Genomic DNA, 16506 nt, shown 5'->3' on the forward strand with positions numbered 1-16506 from the left:
CGCCAGCACCGGCCGATCGGCCGGTGCTGGCGCGCGCCGCGTGCGTCTACTCGTGCTTCTTGCGCCGCGTCCCGAAGACGATCTCGTCCCAGCTCGGCACGGCGGCACGGCGGCCGGGACGCACCCCGTCGGCCTCCGCCTGGCGGTCGGTCACGCCGGTCAGGCGGTCCCGGTGGCCCGTGACGGCGCGGGGCATGAGCACGTCCGCGTACGCCGAGCCGGCCCCGGCGCTTGCCGCGGGAGCCGGTGGCTCCTCGACCTCGTCGGGCTCCGGCTCCTCGCCCGCCCCGCGCTTGGGCGACTCCGGCACCACCATGTCGCCGCGGAAGCTCGGCACGGCCTCCAGGAGGCTGGTGAGGGAGTCGCGCTCGCGCTCGGCCGGGGGCTCCTCGCGTTCCGCCGCCGGCTCCGGCGCCGGGCGCTCGGTGAGCGGAGCGTTCCGGTCCAGCGGACGGTCCCGCGGCAGCCGTGCGATGCGCGGCACGAACGGGAACGTGGGCTCCGGCGTGTCGTCGCTCTCGCCGACGAGCGCGCGGGCCTCGTCGTCCATGGCCTGCACCAGGCGTCGCGGCGGATCGTAGGACCAGCTCGCGGAGTGCGGCTCGCCGGCGACCCGGTAGACCAGCAGTACCTCCCAGGTGCCGTCGTCCCGGCGCCAGGAGTCCCAGGTGACGGTCTCCTTGTCCGCGCCGCGCAGCAGCAGCCGTTCGGCGACCGCGTCACCGAGCTGCGGGCCGGCGTTCTCTCCCGGGCGGCGCACCGGTGTCTTGCGGGCGCGCTCGGCCATGAAGGCACGTTCCGCCAGGACCGGTCCCTCGAACCGCCGGACCCGCTCCACGGGGATGCCCGCGAGCTGCGCGACCTCCTCAGCGGAGGCACCGGCTCGTATCCGCGCCTGGATGTCCCGCGGGCGGAGGTGGCTCTCGACCTCGATCTCGATCTGTCCGAGGCGGGCGCGGTCGTTGCGGACGGCGGCGCGCAGGCGTTCGTCGATGGGAAGCGTGTACTCGGTGCTGTCCGCAGCTTTGAGCACCAGCCGTGTGCCGTCGTTGGAGACGGCCACGACACGCAGTTCGGGCATGGGAACCTCCCGGGTGGTGCCTGCCGACGTCACGTGCGTCGCTGCTTCCGCTGGTCGAGTGTGGCCTGCCCGGGGTGCAGCCTGCCACAACATTGCCGAGTTGCCCGGCGTGTCGGGGACGTACCCTGACGCGCCGTTATGACACGGTAACCGGTTCGCCACGCTCGGTCACCACGTCGGACGCCCTGGCTTCGCTGTCCGCGTGCCGTCCGGTCCGGGCGGTGGTGCCGGTGTGGTCGGTCTCCGGCGGTTCCCCCGTCGCTTCCGGGCAGCCCAGACGGGACATCGGGGCCAGGGCTCGCCACAGTACTCCATTCGGGCCACCGGAGTGGATCGCCGCGCCGCTGAAGTCGCCCAGGTCCAGGCGAGTTCGGTCGCCTTGTCGATCTCTCGTTTTTCCGCGCCCCCGGGGCGTGACGCCCCGTGTCCGATGGTGGTCGTCCGATGGCGGGGGTGTGTGCGGTTCGGGTGGCGAGTTTCACAGATTCTCCCCAACCGGAACTATCTGCTTCGCCAGTGGGTCCCCCATGCGTGCAAGATGGGAACGCAGGGGCGACAAAAGGCTGGAGATGGACAAGCAGAGCGACACAGGTACGAAGAGGCAGAAAAAGCTGGACCTGAGCCTTGCTCAGGTGGCGGGAAGCGCGGTGGCCGCTGCGGTGGCCGCCTACCTCGCCGGACGGCTGGGCGTCTACGGGACCATCATCGGTGCCGGGGTGGTGAGCGTGGTGGCCACCACCGGCGGCTCGGTCTTCCAGCACCTCTTCCGCCGTACCGGCGAACAGATCAGGGAGGCCGCCGTCACCACGCGGCCCAGACCCCGGCGCGCGACGGTATCCCGGCTCCCGGCCGGGGTGCGTCCGCCACTGGTCCTGCCCACCTTCGACAGGCACGGCGCCGAGGACGACGTGACCTCCGTGGCGGCTGCCGAGCGGCAGAGCGCGCCCGAGGAGCAGAGCACCCGGCTGCTGCCGCAGGTGACGCCGGCCACGGCCGGCCGTCCCGCCGACCGCACGCAGGCGCTTCCCCGCCTGGCCCGGACGCAGGTGGTCCCCCGGCCGCAGGTGCCGGCGCCCACCCGCAGCGCCGACCGGACGCAGCTGGTGCCACGGGTGGACCAGGCCACCCTCGCCCTGACCCGCCCGGAACCGCCGGAGGACGGGGACGCGGACGAGGCCGGCGCCACGACCGTGCTGCCGGCCGCCCCGTCCGGCCCGCGTCCGCCCGGAACACCCGGCGGCGTCGGCGCCGGCGAGGAACCCGAGGAGGTCGGCAGGGCGACCTACGGCACCCGGCTGCGCGGCTGGCGCAGGCCCGTCCTGGGCGCCCTCGGCGTCTTCGTGCTGGCGATGGGCGGGGTGACCGGCGTGGAACTGCTCACCGGCCAGACCCCGGACGGCTCACCCGGCACCACCTGGGGGCACTTCCGCGGGGCGAGCGGCCACGTCCAGCGGCAGCAGCCGTCCGGCACCACCCCGGACCACGCGGTGAGCGACTCGCCGTCCTCGCAGGAGGAGCCGAGCGGGACGCCCTCACCCCGGCAGTCCGGCACCGGGCAGGACGGCGAGCAGGGCACGGAACGCTCACCCGGCGGCGACTCGACCGCCTCTCCCGGCGGCGCCACCGGCAAGGACGGCTCCAAGGAAACCGCGACCCCGACCCCGACCCCCACACCCGGTGACGGGGAGACCGGCACCGACAAGGACTCCGGCAACGGGTCGAAGACCACCCGCTCCCCGGGAGCGGACGCCACCGCACCCACCGACACCCCCTGAACCCCCCGCCACGCATCGCCTTCCCCCACCGGCGGCCGGACGCCCCCGCGTCCGGCCGCCGCGGCGTCCCGTCACGGATGCGGCGTCCGGGGCCGGGCCCGGCCGTCAGCCGCCCAGCACCCGCCGCAGGTAGGGATTGCCGAACAGCCGCTGCGGGTCCAGCCGGTCCCGCAGGGCGGTGAACTCGCCGAACCGGGGATAGACCGTCTCCAGGTAGGCCGCGTCCCGGCTGTGGAGCTTCCCCCAGTGCGGTCGCCCGCCGTGTGCGGTCATGATCCGCTCCGCGGCGGTGAAGTACGCCGAGTGCGGCGTGCCCCGGTACATGTGGACGGCGATGTAGGCCGTCGCCCGGCCCGCGGCGGTGGACAGCGGGATGTCGTCGCCCGGAGCCACCCGTACCTCGACGGGGAAGCTCACCCGCAGCCGCGAGCGGTCCACCAGCTCCTTCAGCTCCCGGAGCGCGTCGACCACGGCCCGGCGCGGCAGGGCGTACTCCATCTCCACGAACCGGACCCGGCGCGGGCTGGTGAACACCCGGTACGGGACGTCGCTGTAGGTACGGGCGGAGAGCGCCCGGCTGGAGACCCGCGCGATGCCGGGAACCACCGCCGGCACGGCCCGGCCCAGCGCACAGGCCACCTGGAACACGCCGTTGGAGAGCAGTTCGTCCTCCACCCAGCCACCGACCCTGCCCAGCGGCTTGGCAGGCTGGTGGGTGCGGTTGTTCCGCTTGGTGTTGCAGTTGTCCGTGTGGGGGAACCAGTAGAACTCGAAGTGCTCGTTCTCCGCGACGAGCTGGTCGAACTCCGCGAGCACCCGGCCCAGCCGCATCGGCTCCTCCCGCGCCTGCAGCACGAACTGCGGCTCCACGGCGAAGGTCGCCTCGGTCAGCACACCCAGCGCCCCCAGGCCCACCCGCGCGGCGTCGAAGACCTCGGGGTTCTCCGTGCGGGAGCAGCGCAGCACGGAACCGTCCGCCGTGACCAGCTCCAGTCCGCGCAACTGGGCGGCGACGGAGGCGGAGTCCCGGCCGGTGCCGTGGGTGCCGGTGCTCACCGCGCCGGCCACCGTCTGCTCCATGATGTCGCCCATGTTGGTCAGCGACAGGCCGTGCGAGGCCAGCACCGTGTTCAGGTGGCGCAGGGTCGTGCCCGCCCCCACCGTCACCGTGCCCGCCTCGCGGTCGACACTGCGCACACCCGCCATCCGCTCCGGCCGCAGCAGCACACCGTCGGTGGCGGCCGCCGTGGTGAAGGAGTGGCCGCTGCCCACCGCCTTCACCGCCAGCCCGTCCGCGGCGGCCCGGCGCAGCACCGAGGCGACCTCCTGCGCGTCCCGCGGGGCGACGGTGCGTTCGGGGCGGGCGACGACGTTGCCGGCCCAGTTAGACCAGGCCGCCGCCCCCCGGGGCGCCGGTACCCTCCCGCGCCGCCCCGGACGCGCCCACCGGCCCGTCCGCGACCGCCCCGGTGACGGTGACGTCCCGTGCGCCCTCGACGCCTCGGTCATCGACTGCCCCTCCCCTTGCCTGCGGTGCGGCGCCCCCGGGCCGCTGCGGTGCCGTGCGCAGCCGGCGGTAGCCCAGCAGCGCCAACGCCAGCCCCAGCGCACCCGCCACCGCGGGGACGGCGTACCCCGCCCGGGCCCCGGCCGCGTCCACGACCGAACCGGCGACCGAGGAGCCGAGGGCGACACCGACGCACAGGCCGGTGCTCGTCCACGTCATGCCCTCGGTCAGCCGCGCACCGGGCACGTGCCGCTCGACCAGGGCCACCGTGGTCACCATGGTCGGCGCCACGGACAGCCCCGCGACGAACAGCGCGGCGGCCAGGACCGGCAGGTTCCCGGCCAGTTGGAGCGGGATCATACTCACGGCCATCGCGGCGACCCCCACCACCCAGCGCCGGGCGACGGGCCCCCGGGGATGCAGCAGCCCGAAGACGGCCCCCGCGGAGCACGAGCCGAGGGCGTAGGTCGCCAGGACGACGCTCGCCGCGCTCCGGTGCCCGGTGGCCGCCGCGAAGGCCACCGTCACCACGTCCACCGCGCCGAAGATCACACCGGTGGCGACGAAGGTGGCCACCAGCACCCGCAGCCCGGGCGAGCGCAGCGCCGAGCCGCCGGAATGCGCGTCGTGCGGGTGCGGCGGCGGCTCGGTGGCGCGCTGCGCCGTCAGCCACCAGATGCCCACCGCCAGGAAGACGGCCGCCAGCAACGGGCCCGCCTCGGGAAACCACGCCGTGGACAGCCCGATCGACAGGATCGGGCCGATGATGAAGCACAGTTCGTCGACGACCGACTCCCAGGCGTAGGCGGCGTGCAGCAGCCGCGGCGAGCCGCCGTGGATCAGCGCCCAGCGGGCCCGCACCATCGCCCCGGTACTCGGCACGCAGCCGGCCGGCACCGCACAGGCGAACAGCGTCCAGTCCGGCCACCGCCGCTCCGCGCTCAGCAGCAGCACCGCCACGGCGGCCAGGGAGACCACCGCCGCGGGGCGCAGTACCCGCCGCTGCCCGTAGCGGTCCACCCAGCGCGAGACCTGCGGACCGAGCGCCGCGCTGGAGAGGGCGAGCGTCGCGGTGAGCGCCCCGGCCAGCCCGTAGCGGCCGGTGAGCGCGGAGACCATCGTGACGACCCCGACGCCCATCATCGACTGGGGCATCCTCCCCAGCAGGCCGGCCGCGGAGAAGGGCAGCGTTCCGGGGCGCCGGAAGATGGCGCGGTAGGGACTGGACAACGTGGGGCTCCGCGGTTCGGGGTGGGTCGGTGGAACGGTCGAGCAGGGCGGCTGCGGGGCTGCCGGCGCCGCCGCGGCGCCCGTCGGACGGCGGGCCCCCGGTGTCCCGCGCGTCCGTCCCCGACCCCTGTGGGTAAGGAGTGAGGGCAGCCGATACAGATTACCGGCAGCCGGGCTGCGGGGCACGACGGTTTTCCGCCCACCCCTGCCCAGGTGGCAGGATCGACGACATGCCCGAGACCCACCACGCCTCCCGTCCCACCGCGGACGGCACCACCCCCGCCCCCCGCCGGGACGCCACCGCGCGCCCCCGCACCGGTGGCGACCCAGCGCCCTATGACGCGCTCCTGCTGCTCTCCTTCGGCGGACCCGAAGGCCCGGAGGACGTCGTGCCGTTCCTGGAGAACGTCACCCGGGGGCGCGGCATCCCGCGGGAACGGCTCAGGGAGGTCGGGCAGCACTACTTCCTCTTCGACGGCGTCAGCCCCATCAACGCCCAGAACCGGGAGCTGCTGGCCGCCCTGCGCACGGCGTTCGACGAGGCGGGCGTGGACCTCCCGGTCCACTGGGGAAACCGCAACTGGGCGCCCTACCTGACGGACACGCTGCGGGAGATGACCCGGGACGGGCACCGCCGGGTGGCCGTGCTGGCCACCAGCGCCTACGCCTCCTACTCGGGCTGCCGCCAGTACCGCGAGAACCTGGCCGAAGCGCTGAACACACTGGCGGCCGAGGGACTGCGCCCGCCGCGGGTGGACAAGCTGCGCCACTACTTCGACCACCCGGGCTTCGTGGAGCCGATGGTCGACGGAGTGGTCGCGGCGCTGGCCGAGCTGCCCGCCGAGGCCCGCGCGGGCGCCCACCTCGCCTTCACCACCCACTCCATCCCGACCGCCGCGGCCGACACCTCCGGCACCCCGGCGCAGCACACCTCGGGCGGCGCGGGCGGCGCCTACGTGGCCCAGCACCTCCAGGTGGCGCGGCTGGTGGTCGAGGCGGTGCGGGAGCGGACCGGGACGGCGTACCCGTGGCAGCTGGTCTACCAGTCCCGCAGCGGGGCCCCGCACATCCCGTGGCTGGAGCCCGACATCTGCGACCACCTGGAGGAGCTGCACGGCCAGGGCGTACCCGGAGTGGTCATGGCACCCATCGGCTTCGTCTCCGACCACATGGAGGTCAAGTACGACCTCGACACCGAGGCCCGCGCCAAGGCCGCGGAACTCGGCCTGCCCGTCGCGCGCTCCGCGACCGTCGGTGCCGACCCCCGGTTCGCCGGCGCGGTGCTCGACCTCCTCCTCGAACGCGCCGAGGCCGAACGCGCCGCCGCGCAAGACGCCACCGAGCCCGCCGCGGGCGCCGTACGCCGCTGTGCACTGGGGGAGCTCGGACCCAGCCACGACGTGTGCCCCGTCGGCTGCTGTCCCGCCCGCACCCCGCGGCCCGCCGCCGCGGGCGCCGACTGGGACGGCCCCACGCCCTGACGCCGACGGGCCGCACCACCGCGGCCCGTCCCGCACCCCGCCCACCACGACCTCGGGCCCCACCGGCCCGGCCAGGGAGTACCGTGTCCGACCCGCTCCACGACGAACTGCTGGGCCTCGCACTGGACATCGCCCGTGACGCGGGCACCATGCTGCGTGAGCGCCGCCCCGCCGACCTCTCGGTGGCCGCCACCAAGACCAGTCCCATCGACGTCGTCACCGAGATGGACATCGCCGCCGAGGAACTCATCACCTCCTACCTGCGCAAGCACCGCCCCGAGGACGGTTTTCTCGGCGAGGAGGGCGCCGACGTCGAGGGCAGCAGCGGCGTGCGGTGGGTGATCGACCCGATCGACGGGACGGTGAACTACCTCTACGACCTGCCCTCGTGGTCGGTGTCGATCGCCGCGGAGTACCGGGGCGAGACGGTGGTCGGCGTGGTCGCCGCCCCCATGCGCGAGGAGGTCTACCACGCCGTCCTGGGCGGGGGTGCGCACCGCAACGGCGTCCCGGTCCGCTGCCGGCCCGCACCGCCGCTGTCCCAGGCCCTGGTCGGCACCGGTTTCGGCTACCTGGCCGAACGCCGCGCCGCGCAGGCCGAGGTGGTGCGCGCCCTGCTGCCCCGGGTCCGCGACATCCGGCGGGGCGGGTCGGCTGCCATCGACCTGTGCGACGTGGCCTGCGGCCGGCTGGACGCCTACTACGAGCGGGGCCTGAACCCGTGGGACATGGCGGCCGGCGACCTGATCGCCCGCGAGGCCGGGGCGCTGACCGGTGGCCGGCCCGGGCTGACCCCCTCCACCGAGCTCACCGTGGCGGCCTCCCCGGAGGTCTTCGGCGTCCTGCAGCCCCTCCTGGAGGAACTCGGCGCCTGGCACGACTGAGAGAGCGCCCGCGGGGCTGCTCCGGCGTCACGGTGCCCGAGCAGCCCCGCCAGCCCCGGGGACGCGGCAGGGCCCGGCACCGTGGGGACGGTGCCGGGCCCTGAGACGTCCGCGGGCTGCGTCAGGCGGTGACGGCCACGCCGTGCTCGGTGGCCAGCCGGCGCAGGTCCTCCAGCTCTCCCAGTTCCACCTCGACGAGGTGGTCGTCGCCGGAGGCGAGGGCCTGGTCGAGGTCGGCCTCGGTGTTCCTTATGCGCTGCAGGATGTCTGCGGTGAACGACTTCATGGTGCGCCCCCTCGTCGTGGGTCGGGTCGGTGGCACAGGCGTGCCCTGGGGGTCTCCAGCCGGTGGGGAACCGGGCGGAGGGAACGATCACGGCGTGGTTCCCGTCGCGCGGCGTCAGTCGCCCACGGCGTGCCGTGGCGCGGGACGTGATCGGGCGTGTGAACACGTCATCCCCACCGGCAACCTCACGGAAACCTCAGAATCCGGCCCCGAAGCAGAAGTTTTTCAGCCTGCCCGCCCGGGCCCCAGGAGCCCCGCAAGCCCCGGGAGCACGGCCCGCGCCGCCTGCCGGACTGTGCTCCTTACCGCCGGTTTACCGCTCTTCGGGGCAGGATGGAGAGGCTGTGTGAACATCGCCCGCTTCGTGCGGGGCCCCAGGAAAGGACCTACGACGTGCGCGTACTCGTCGTCGAGGACGAGCAACTGCTCGCCGACGCGGTGGCCACCGGGCTGCGCAGGGAGGCCATGGCCGTCGATGTGGTGTACGACGGTGCGGCGGCCCAGGAGCGGATCGAGGTCAACGACTACGACGTCGTCGTCCTCGACCGGGACCTTCCCCTCGTCCACGGGGACGACGTGTGCCGCAGGATCGTCGAGTTGGGCCTTCCCATGCGGGTGCTCATGCTGACCGCCTCCGGGGACGTCACCGACCGCGTGGCCGGCCTGGAGCTGGGCGCCGACGACTACCTTCCCAAGCCGTTCGCCTTCAGCGAGCTGACCGCGCGGGTCCGGGCGCTGGGCCGGCGCACCACCGTGGCCCTGCCGCCCGTCCTGGAGCGGGCCGGGATCAAGCTGGACCCCAACCGCCGCGAGGTCTTCCGCGACGGCCGGGAGATCCAGCTCGCGCCCAAGGAGTTCGCGGTGCTGGAGGTGCTGATGCGCAGCGAAGGCACGGTCGTCTCCGCCGAGCAGCTTTTGGAGAAGGCCTGGGACGAGAACACCGACCCCTTCACCAACGTCGTCCGGGTGACCGTGATGACGCTCCGCCGCAAACTCGGGGAGCCGCCGGTCATCGTGACCGTGCCCGGCTCCGGATACCGGATCTGAACCGCACGATGGCCCCCTTCTCCAAGGCGCCCCCGCCGCCTCCGTCCGTTCCCCCCAAGCCCGTCTGGGACCCGCGTCCCGCGCCGCGTCCGGCGCCGTGGCTGCGTCCCACCATCCGCATACGGCTCACCCTGCTCTACGGCGGGATGTTCCTCATGGCGGGCGTGGTGCTGCTCACGATCATCTACATCCTGGCGGCCAAGGCCCTGCAGTCCGGCAGCCAGTTGCCGCTGCGCGTCACCGGCTCCAACCTCACGGTCACCAGCGACACCTGTCCGGGGCTGGCGGACATCCAGAACAGCGGTCAGCTCACCCACGCGATCGCCGACTGCCTCAACCGGCAGCGGGCGCTGGCCCTCAACACGCTCCTGAACCGCTCCCTGGTGGCGCTGGTCGGCCTGACGGTGGTGGCGTTCGCCTTCGGCTACGCCATGGCCGGGCGGGTGCTCTCGCCGCTGGGCAGGATCACCCGCACCGCACAGCGCGTCGCCGGCTCCGACCTGCACCGCAGGATCGAGCTGGGTGGGCCGGACGACGAGCTGAAGGAGCTGGCCGACACCTTCGACGAGATGCTGGACCGCCTGGACCGTGCATTCGATGCACAGCAGCGGTTCGTGGCCAACGCCTCCCACGAGCTACGGACCCCCCTGGCCATCAACCGCACCCTGCTGGAGGTGCAGCTGGCCGATCCGGCGGCTCCACCCGAAGTGATGCAGCTGGGCAGAACACTGCTGTCCACCAACGAGCGCAGCGAGCAGCTCGTGGAGGGCCTGCTGCTGCTCGCCCGGAGCGAGAACAAGATTACCGACAAGAAACCGGTGGACCTCGCCGAGGTCGCGGGGCAGGCCGTGGACCAGGTGCGCGCCGAGGCGGACGAACGCGGCGTGGAGCTGCGCGGAGTGCGCCGGCAGGCCTTCGTCCAGGGCAGCGGTGTCCTGTTGGAGCGGATCGCTCTCAATCTCGTCCAGAACGCCGTCCGGTACAACGTGGCCGAGGACGGCTGGGTCGAGGTCTCCACCGAGCCCCGGCAGGGCTACACCGTCCTGACCGTCTCGAACACCGGACCCGTCGTACCCGCATACGAGGTGGAGAACCTCTTCGAGCCCTTCCGGCGGCTGCGGACGGAGCGGACCGGCAGCGACAAGGGCGTGGGGCTGGGCCTGTCCATCGTCAGGTCCGTGGTCAGGGCCCACGACGGCACCATCGTCGCCTCCCCGCGCGAGGGCGGCGGCCTGGAGATGCGGGTGACCATCCCGGTGTAGGTCCACCGAAAAAGGGCGCTCCGAAAAGCCTTCTATCCGCCGGAACGCCGACACGCCCGGAGGTTTCGCTGTGAGCGTAGAGGAGACCTTCCTCACGACGACCCTCCGGTGTGCGTTGTCTCACAGGCGTGTGTTTCCGGACAAATACTCTCTGTGATCATGACGGGCCGGGAATGGCAAGGAATATCCGGGTTTCCCGGTGGGTTGGTCACGGGAAGTACAGGAGGTGGCGTCTTCGGACCGGCCGAACCGACCGTGTACGGTCCTGTTCGCCATCCAACCGATCACCTCTTCAGAGGTCCGGTTGGGTGTCGATTGAGTAACAGACCTTGATGTGAGGCAAAATCTCCGCCTCAGGTCGGGCACAAGCCCGGCCTCTCACGCGTTACGTGCGCGGAGACACCGCAGACACCCAGAGGGGGAGAGCGACATGGCAACGGATTACGACACTCCACGCAAGACCGATGACGACCTCAACGAGGACAGCATCGAGGAACTGAAGTCGCGGCGGAACGACAAGTCCGCCTCGGCCGTCGACGTCGACGAGTTCGAGCAGGCCGAGGGCCTGGAACTGCCCGGCGCGGACCTCTCCAACGAGGAGCTGGCCGTCCGGGTGCTGCCCAAGCAGCAGGACGAGTTCACCTGCATGAGCTGCTTCCTGGTGCACCACCGCAGTCAGCTCGCCGAGGAGAAGAACGGCCAGCCGATCTGCCGCGACTGCGCGGCCTGACGGTCCGCGTGGACGACGCGAACCCGTTCCGCAAGGGTCGCAGGGGCGAGAAGGGCCCGGCGGCCGGCGCACGAACACGCCCAGACCAGGCGCCCGTGCCCGCCGACCCGACCGTCCAGCCCGCGGAACAGGGTGACCACGTACCGACCCGACGGGGCCGGGTGGCCTCGCTCGCCGCGCGTCTCACGCCCGGCGCCTCCACCACGCGCCGGGACCGCGGTGCGGGCGGGCCGGAGGACGAGAGCGTCGAGCACGTCGAGGACGTGGTGCGGGCCGAGCGCAGACGCCGCGTGCGTCTCGGCCTGGGCTCCCTGGCCGACCGCATCATCGAACTGGCCCCTCGGGTGCCGGTGCGGGACCTGGCCACGCTGCGCCGCCAGTTCCCCGACCGCACGCCCGAGGAGATCGCCGACCGGCTCGTCGCCGGAGCCGCACGTGCCACGGCGACGGTGGGGGCCGGAGTCGGCGCGGCGGCGATGCTCCCGACCCCGCCGGCCATGCCGGCCGAGCTGGCCGCCGAGGTCATCGGTATCGCCTCGGTCGAGATCAAGCTCATCGCCGAGCTCCACGAGGTCTACGGCCTGCGACCGGACGGCGGCCTGCGCCGGCGGAGCCTGGCCTACCTCTCGTCGTGGACGGAGGAACGCGGCATCGAGGTCACCCGGCCCTCCTCCCTCAACGCGGCGCTCGGCAGCCAGACCAGACGCCGGCTGCGGCAGCAGATCCTCAAACGCACCTTCCGCAAGCTCCCGGCCCTTGCCCCGTTCATGATCGGCGCGACCGTCGGCGCGGTGCTCAACCGCCGCGACACCCGGACCCTGGCGGAGAAGGTCAGAGCGGACCTGCGCAGACACCAGGTCCCCTGGGACGCCCTGCCGGCCGAGCGGAGCGGTTCCTTCAGCGAGGACGGGCCCGGCCAGGACGGCCCCGCCACGAGCCGCTGAGCGGCCCCGTACAGGCGGAACGGGCGGGTCCGGCCCCCCGGCGGCCCCGTGAGGCGACAGCCGCCACCGCCAGGCCCTGGCCGCACCGCCGACGCGCCGGCCGCCACCCCGCGGTCCGGCGCACCTGAGACCTCAGGCGACCTCAGGCGGACCGCACCTCGGCCCTGTCAGCCCGGGTTCCGCCGTCCCGGGCAGCGCGCCGTCCCGCTCAGGCCTCTTCCGCCACCGGCTCCGACGCGTCCTGCTCCACCACCGGCTGCTCCGGCGCGGGCTCCTCCGGCCTGGCCGCCTCGATCGCCGCGATCAGCCGCTTCGGGGTGCGCGTGGAGAGGTACAGGTAGGGCGTGGGGTCGGCCGGGTCCACCACCTCGACCCGGACGGCCGTCGGCACGTAGCTGCGCAGCAGCATGAAGGCCCTAGGGTCCGCCTTGTGGGTGCGCCAGGCCAGCGTCTCGCGGGGGTCCAGCGCCCAGGCCTGCCCCAGCGCCGTCACCGGCAGCTTCGCGTCACCGGCGACCAGCGAGTCCCCGACGACCCGCAGGCGCACCGAGCCGTAGGAGCTCACCACCACCGCCGCCAGGGCGGCGCCGCCGATCAGCCCGCCGAGCATGGGTGCCGTGCCCACCGGCATCAGGATCAGGGCGCAGGCCACGCCGACCAGAGCGGCGATCAGCCACCAGGAGCGGGGGGCGGTGAGGCGTTCCTCGTACGACTGCATGCGTCCAGCTTGGCACGGGGGCGCGTCGCGCCCGCGCGCGCGGGTAGGGTCTGCACTCGTGAGTGGACCCAACCGCGAAGAACCCGTCGGGAAGCTGACGCCGCCGCCCGAGGCGACCGCGCCCGTGAGGCACCCCGAGGCGCCGGCCCCGGGCGAGATCATCGGCGCGCACTACGAGTACTGCTTCGGCTGCGGCCCCGGCCTCGGTCACGGGCTGCACCTGGAGACGCGCGCCGGGGAGGGCGTGCGGGTCCGGGCCGAGTTCACCGTCCAGCCGGCCCACCAGGGGGCACCCGGCCTCGCCCACGGCGGAGTTCTGGCCACCGCGCTCGACGAGACGCTGGGCTCGCTCGGCTGGCTGCTGCGGACCATCGCCGTCACCGGCCGCCTGGAGACCGACTTCCTGCGTCCGGTACCCGTCGGCACCGTCCTCCACATCGATGCCGAGGTCACCGCGGTCCACGGCCGCAAGATCTACTCCAGCGCGGTCGGCCGGACGGGCGGCCCCGAGGGCCCCGTGGCCGTCCGGGCCGACGCCCTCTTCATCGAGGTCAAGGTCGACCACTTCGTCGAGAACGGCCGCAACGAGGAGATCCGGGCGGCCATGGACGACCCCGACCAGCTCCGCCGGGTCCGAGCTTTCGAGGTGAACCCGTGAGCCCCCGGCGACACCCCGTCGACGTCCTGCTGTGCCGCGTCGACCCGGACGTCCCCGTCCCCGGCTACGCACACCCGGGCGACGCCGGTCTCGACCTCGTCACCACCCAGGCCGCCGAGCTCGCCCCGGGCGAGCGGACCGTGCTGCCCACCGGCATCGCCATCGCGCTGCCCGACGGGTACGCGGCGTTCGTGCATCCGAGGTCCGGACTCGCGGCCCGCTGCGGAGTGGCGCTCGTGAACGCCCCCGGCACGGTCGACGCCGGGTACCGTGGAGAGATCAAGGTGATCGTGGCGAACCTCGATCCGCGCGAGACGGTGCGCTTCGCCCGGTTCGACAGGATCGCCCAACTGGTCGTCCAGCAGGTCGAGAAGGTGCGCCTCCACGAGGTGGCGGAGCTTCCCGGATCGGCCCGGGCCGAGGGCGGATTCGGTTCCACCGGTGGACACGCGGCGGTGGACGGTCCCGCGGCCTCAAACGGATACGCATCGGTCGGTTCCGACCAGGAAGGACAGTGACGTGTTCGGACGTCGCAAGAAGAACGAGGCTCCTGAAGAGTCGGCTGAGTCCACGGGTGCGGAGGACCTCCCCGGGGACGCGACGGACGAGCAGGCCGACACGGACGACGCCCACCGGGTGAACCTGCCTCCCGCGCCCCGGCCGGACGGTCCCTGGGACATCTCCGAGGTCTCCAAGCCCGAGGAGGGGCGCGTCGACCTCGGCGGCCTGTACGTCCCCGGTGTCGAGGGCATGGAACTGCGGGTGGAGGTCGCGGGTGACGCCATCGTCGCGGCGACCGTGGTGCTCCAGGACAGCGCCGTGCAGGTGCAGGCCTTCGCCGCGCCCAAGAACGAGGGCATCTGGGGCGAGGTCCGCGAGGAGATCGCCACCGGCATCACCCAGCAGGGCGGTGTCATCGACGAGATCGAGGGCCCCCTGGGCTGGGAACTCCGTGCCCAGGTGCCCGTTCCGCTGCCCGACGGCAAGGGCGGGGTCCAGGTCGTGCGCTTCGTCGGCGTCGACGGGCCCCGCTGGTTCCTGCGCGGCGTGATCTCGGGCCACGGCGCGGTCCAGCCCGAGGCCGCGGGCGTGCTGGAGCACGTCTTCCGCGACACGGTCGTGGTGCGCGGCGAGGGACCGATGGCCCCCCGCGACCCGATCGTCCTCAAGCTCCCCGACGACGCGCAGATGGTCCCGGACGGTGTCCAGCAGGAGACCGTCGCCGAGTCCCGCTTCAGCGGGGGAGTGGAGCGCCTGGAGCGCGGGCCGGAGATCTCCGAGACCCGCTGACCACCTGCTCCGCCGCGCAACCGACGGGCCGCCCCGCCACCGGGGCGGCCCGTCGCGCGTGTACGCCCCCCGCGCGGCCGGCAGCCTCCCTTCCCCGCCTGAGCCCTCCGCCGCGGAGACGGGCTGCGCACCGTCTTGACCGTCCGCGCATTGGCCCATACCTTCCGTGCGGCAGGTGTTCAGATGAACGCCTGCTGTTCATGTACGAGAACGCCCTCGCTCTGAGGTTCCTCTCGACAGGAAGGCGCAACGATGCGCAGAATCCTCCCACTCGCCCTCGGCGCCCTGCTGGCCGCACTCGTCACCGGCTTCCTGGCCGGCTCCCCGGCCTCGGCGACCTCCGCCCGCACCGCACCCCGGCAGCCGGCGCAGGTCAGGACCACCGCAGCCTTCACCCACCCCGGGGTCCTGCTGGACACCGCGCAGCTGGACTTCGTCCGGACGAAGGTGAACGCGGGCGCCCAGCCGTGGAAGAGCGCCTACGACGCCATGATCGGCAGCAAGTACGCCTCGCTGGACCGCGTCCCCAAGCCGCGGGCCACCGTCGAGTGCGGCTCCTACTCCAACCCCGACTACGGCTGCACCGACGAGCGCGAGGACGCGATAGCCGCGTACACCGACGCCCTGGCCTGGTACGTGACCCGCGACAGCCGCTACGCGCAGAAGGCCGTCCAGCTCATGAACGCCTGGGCCGGCACCCTCAAGGAGCACACCAACAGCAACGCCCCGCTCCAGACCGGCTGGGCCGGCTCCTCCTGGCCCCGCGCCGCCGAGATCATCCGCTACACCTACGACGGCTGGGCCGCCGCCGACGTCGACAAGTTCTCCACCATGCTGCGCAGCGTCTACCTGCCCGAGCTGATCAACGGCTCGAACAGCAACGGCAACTGGGAGCTGAGCATGATGGAGGCCGCCGTCGGCATCTCCGTCTTCCTCGACGACCGGAGCGACTACGACAAGGCCCTCACCCGGTTCGAGAACCGCACCCGCGCCTACGTCTACCTCGACTCCGACGGCGACCTGCCCAGGACGGTGCCCGGCAGCGGCCTGGACACCCGCGACGAGATCGTCAAGTACTGGCAGGGCCTGTCCACCTTCACCACCGGCGTCACCCAGGAGACCTGCCGCGACTTCACCCACACCGGTTACGGCATCTCCGCGATCTCCCACGTCGCCGAGACCGCCCGCATCCAGGGCCAGGACCTGTACTCGACCGACATCGGCGAGCGGCTGCGGCAGGCACTCGGCTTCCAGTCCAAGTACGAGCTGGGCGCCACCCCGCCGAGCTGGCTGTGCGGCGGCTCCGTCAACCGCGGCCTCGGCCCGGTGACCGAGGTCGGCTTCAACGCCCTCCACAACCGCCTCGGCATCGCCATGACCAACACCCAGACGCTCACCGAGCAGCAGCGCCCGGCGGGCAGCAACAACCTCTTCGTGGCCTGGGAGACCCTCACCCACGCCGGAAACCCGAACTGAGCCGCCGCGGGGCGGGACGAAAAGCTCCCCGTCCCGCCCCGCAGCCCCCGTCAGGGTCTCGTCAAGATGGGCTGACCAGTGGCTTCCGCCGGCCCGCGGCGGCCACCGGATCGGTATCGTCCCTCGTGGGGCACCCA

General features: G+C 73.2%; 15 protein-coding genes and 1 pseudogene. 11 read left to right on the forward strand and 5 right to left on the reverse strand.

The annotated features are described in order from the left end of the window. Positions 1-46: 46 nt before the first annotated feature. The gene (gene sepH, locus ACFV3R_RS21825) at positions 47-1114 is read right to left on the reverse strand and encodes a septation protein SepH (RefSeq protein WP_385585481.1); all 1068 of its coding nucleotides are present in this window, start codon (positions 1112-1114) and stop codon (positions 47-49) included. A gap of 536 nt (positions 1115-1650) precedes the next feature. Here sepH and ACFV3R_RS21830 point away from each other — a divergent pair. Further along, positions 1651-2856: a hypothetical protein gene (locus ACFV3R_RS21830; RefSeq protein ID WP_385585484.1), complete on the forward strand. Its 1206-nt coding sequence runs from the start codon at positions 1651-1653 to the stop codon at positions 2854-2856. A gap of 105 nt (positions 2857-2961) precedes the next feature. Here ACFV3R_RS21830 and ACFV3R_RS21835 read toward each other — a convergent pair. Together ACFV3R_RS21835 and ACFV3R_RS21840 are read right to left on the reverse strand one after the other, a co-directional pair. Continuing rightward, positions 2962-4251, reverse strand: a pseudogene (locus ACFV3R_RS21835) (D-arabinono-1,4-lactone oxidase); the annotation flags it as partial. Further along, on the reverse strand, positions 4241-5593 hold the full coding sequence (locus ACFV3R_RS21840; protein ID WP_385585487.1) for an MFS transporter: 1353 nt from the start codon (positions 5591-5593) through the stop codon (positions 4241-4243). The pseudogene ACFV3R_RS21835 and the gene ACFV3R_RS21840, both read right to left, overlap by 11 nt. Positions 5594-5823: 230 nt before the next feature. On the opposite strand from ACFV3R_RS21840, the gene ACFV3R_RS21845 reads away from it, so the two are divergent. Further along, positions 5824-7074 (forward strand): ferrochelatase, encoded by a 1251-nt coding sequence (locus tag ACFV3R_RS21845; RefSeq protein ID WP_385585490.1) that lies wholly within the window; start codon positions 5824-5826, stop codon positions 7072-7074. Between the two features lie 83 nt (positions 7075-7157). Continuing rightward, on the forward strand, positions 7158-7958 hold the full coding sequence (locus tag ACFV3R_RS21850; protein ID WP_385585493.1) for an inositol monophosphatase family protein: 801 nt from the start codon (positions 7158-7160) through the stop codon (positions 7956-7958). 121 nt (positions 7959-8079) lie between these two features. Here the strand turns inward: ACFV3R_RS21850 and ACFV3R_RS21855 are convergent, their stop codons facing one another. Next, on the reverse strand, positions 8080-8244 hold the full coding sequence (locus ACFV3R_RS21855) for a hypothetical protein (protein ID WP_385585495.1): 165 nt from the start codon (positions 8242-8244) through the stop codon (positions 8080-8082). Between the two features lie 393 nt (positions 8245-8637). Here ACFV3R_RS21855 and ACFV3R_RS21860 point away from each other — a divergent pair, with 393 nt between their 5' ends. The 4 genes from ACFV3R_RS21860 (at position 8638) to ACFV3R_RS21875 (ending at position 12227) form a co-directional block, all read left to right on the forward strand. Continuing rightward, positions 8638-9291, forward strand: a complete 654-nt coding sequence (locus ACFV3R_RS21860; RefSeq protein ID WP_385585498.1) for a response regulator transcription factor — start codon at positions 8638-8640, stop codon at positions 9289-9291. Positions 9292-9299: 8 nt separating this feature from the next. Beyond that, entirely contained in the window at positions 9300-10553 is a 1254-nt protein-coding gene (locus ACFV3R_RS21865) for a sensor histidine kinase (RefSeq protein WP_385585500.1), read from the forward strand. Positions 10554-10983: 430 nt separating this feature from the next. Next, positions 10984-11283, forward strand: a complete 300-nt coding sequence (locus ACFV3R_RS21870) for a DUF4193 domain-containing protein (protein WP_033267328.1) — start codon at positions 10984-10986, stop codon at positions 11281-11283. A gap of 95 nt (positions 11284-11378) precedes the next feature. Then, positions 11379-12227 (forward strand): hypothetical protein, encoded by an 849-nt coding sequence (locus ACFV3R_RS21875; RefSeq protein WP_385585504.1) that lies wholly within the window; start codon positions 11379-11381, stop codon positions 12225-12227. A 208-nt stretch (positions 12228-12435) separates the two neighbouring features. Here the strand turns inward: ACFV3R_RS21875 and ACFV3R_RS21880 are convergent, their stop codons facing one another. Next, entirely contained in the window at positions 12436-12945 is a 510-nt protein-coding gene (locus tag ACFV3R_RS21880; RefSeq protein WP_385585507.1) for a DUF3093 domain-containing protein, read from the reverse strand. A gap of 58 nt (positions 12946-13003) precedes the next feature. Here ACFV3R_RS21880 and ACFV3R_RS21885 point away from each other — a divergent pair, with 58 nt between their 5' ends. The 4 genes from ACFV3R_RS21885 (at position 13004) to ACFV3R_RS21900 (ending at position 16369) form a co-directional block, all read left to right on the forward strand. Next, complete coding sequence (locus tag ACFV3R_RS21885; protein WP_385585509.1) at positions 13004-13603, forward strand: PaaI family thioesterase; 600 nt, start codon at positions 13004-13006, stop codon at positions 13601-13603. Next, on the forward strand, positions 13600-14121 hold the full coding sequence (gene dut, locus ACFV3R_RS21890) for a dUTP diphosphatase (protein WP_385585512.1): 522 nt from the start codon (positions 13600-13602) through the stop codon (positions 14119-14121). The genes ACFV3R_RS21885 and dut overlap by 4 nt, the downstream gene beginning before the upstream one ends. Position 14122: 1 nt before the next feature. Beyond that, positions 14123-14893, forward strand: coding sequence for a DUF3710 domain-containing protein (locus tag ACFV3R_RS21895; protein WP_385585515.1), 771 nt, complete (start codon positions 14123-14125; stop codon positions 14891-14893). Between the two features lie 252 nt (positions 14894-15145). Next, positions 15146-16369, forward strand: a complete 1224-nt coding sequence (locus ACFV3R_RS21900; protein ID WP_385585518.1) for an alginate lyase family protein — start codon at positions 15146-15148, stop codon at positions 16367-16369. Positions 16370-16506 lie beyond the last annotated feature (137 nt).

This window comes from Streptomyces sp. NPDC059740, from assembly GCF_042733155.1.
Classification (GTDB): domain Bacteria; phylum Actinomycetota; class Actinomycetes; order Streptomycetales; family Streptomycetaceae; genus Streptomyces.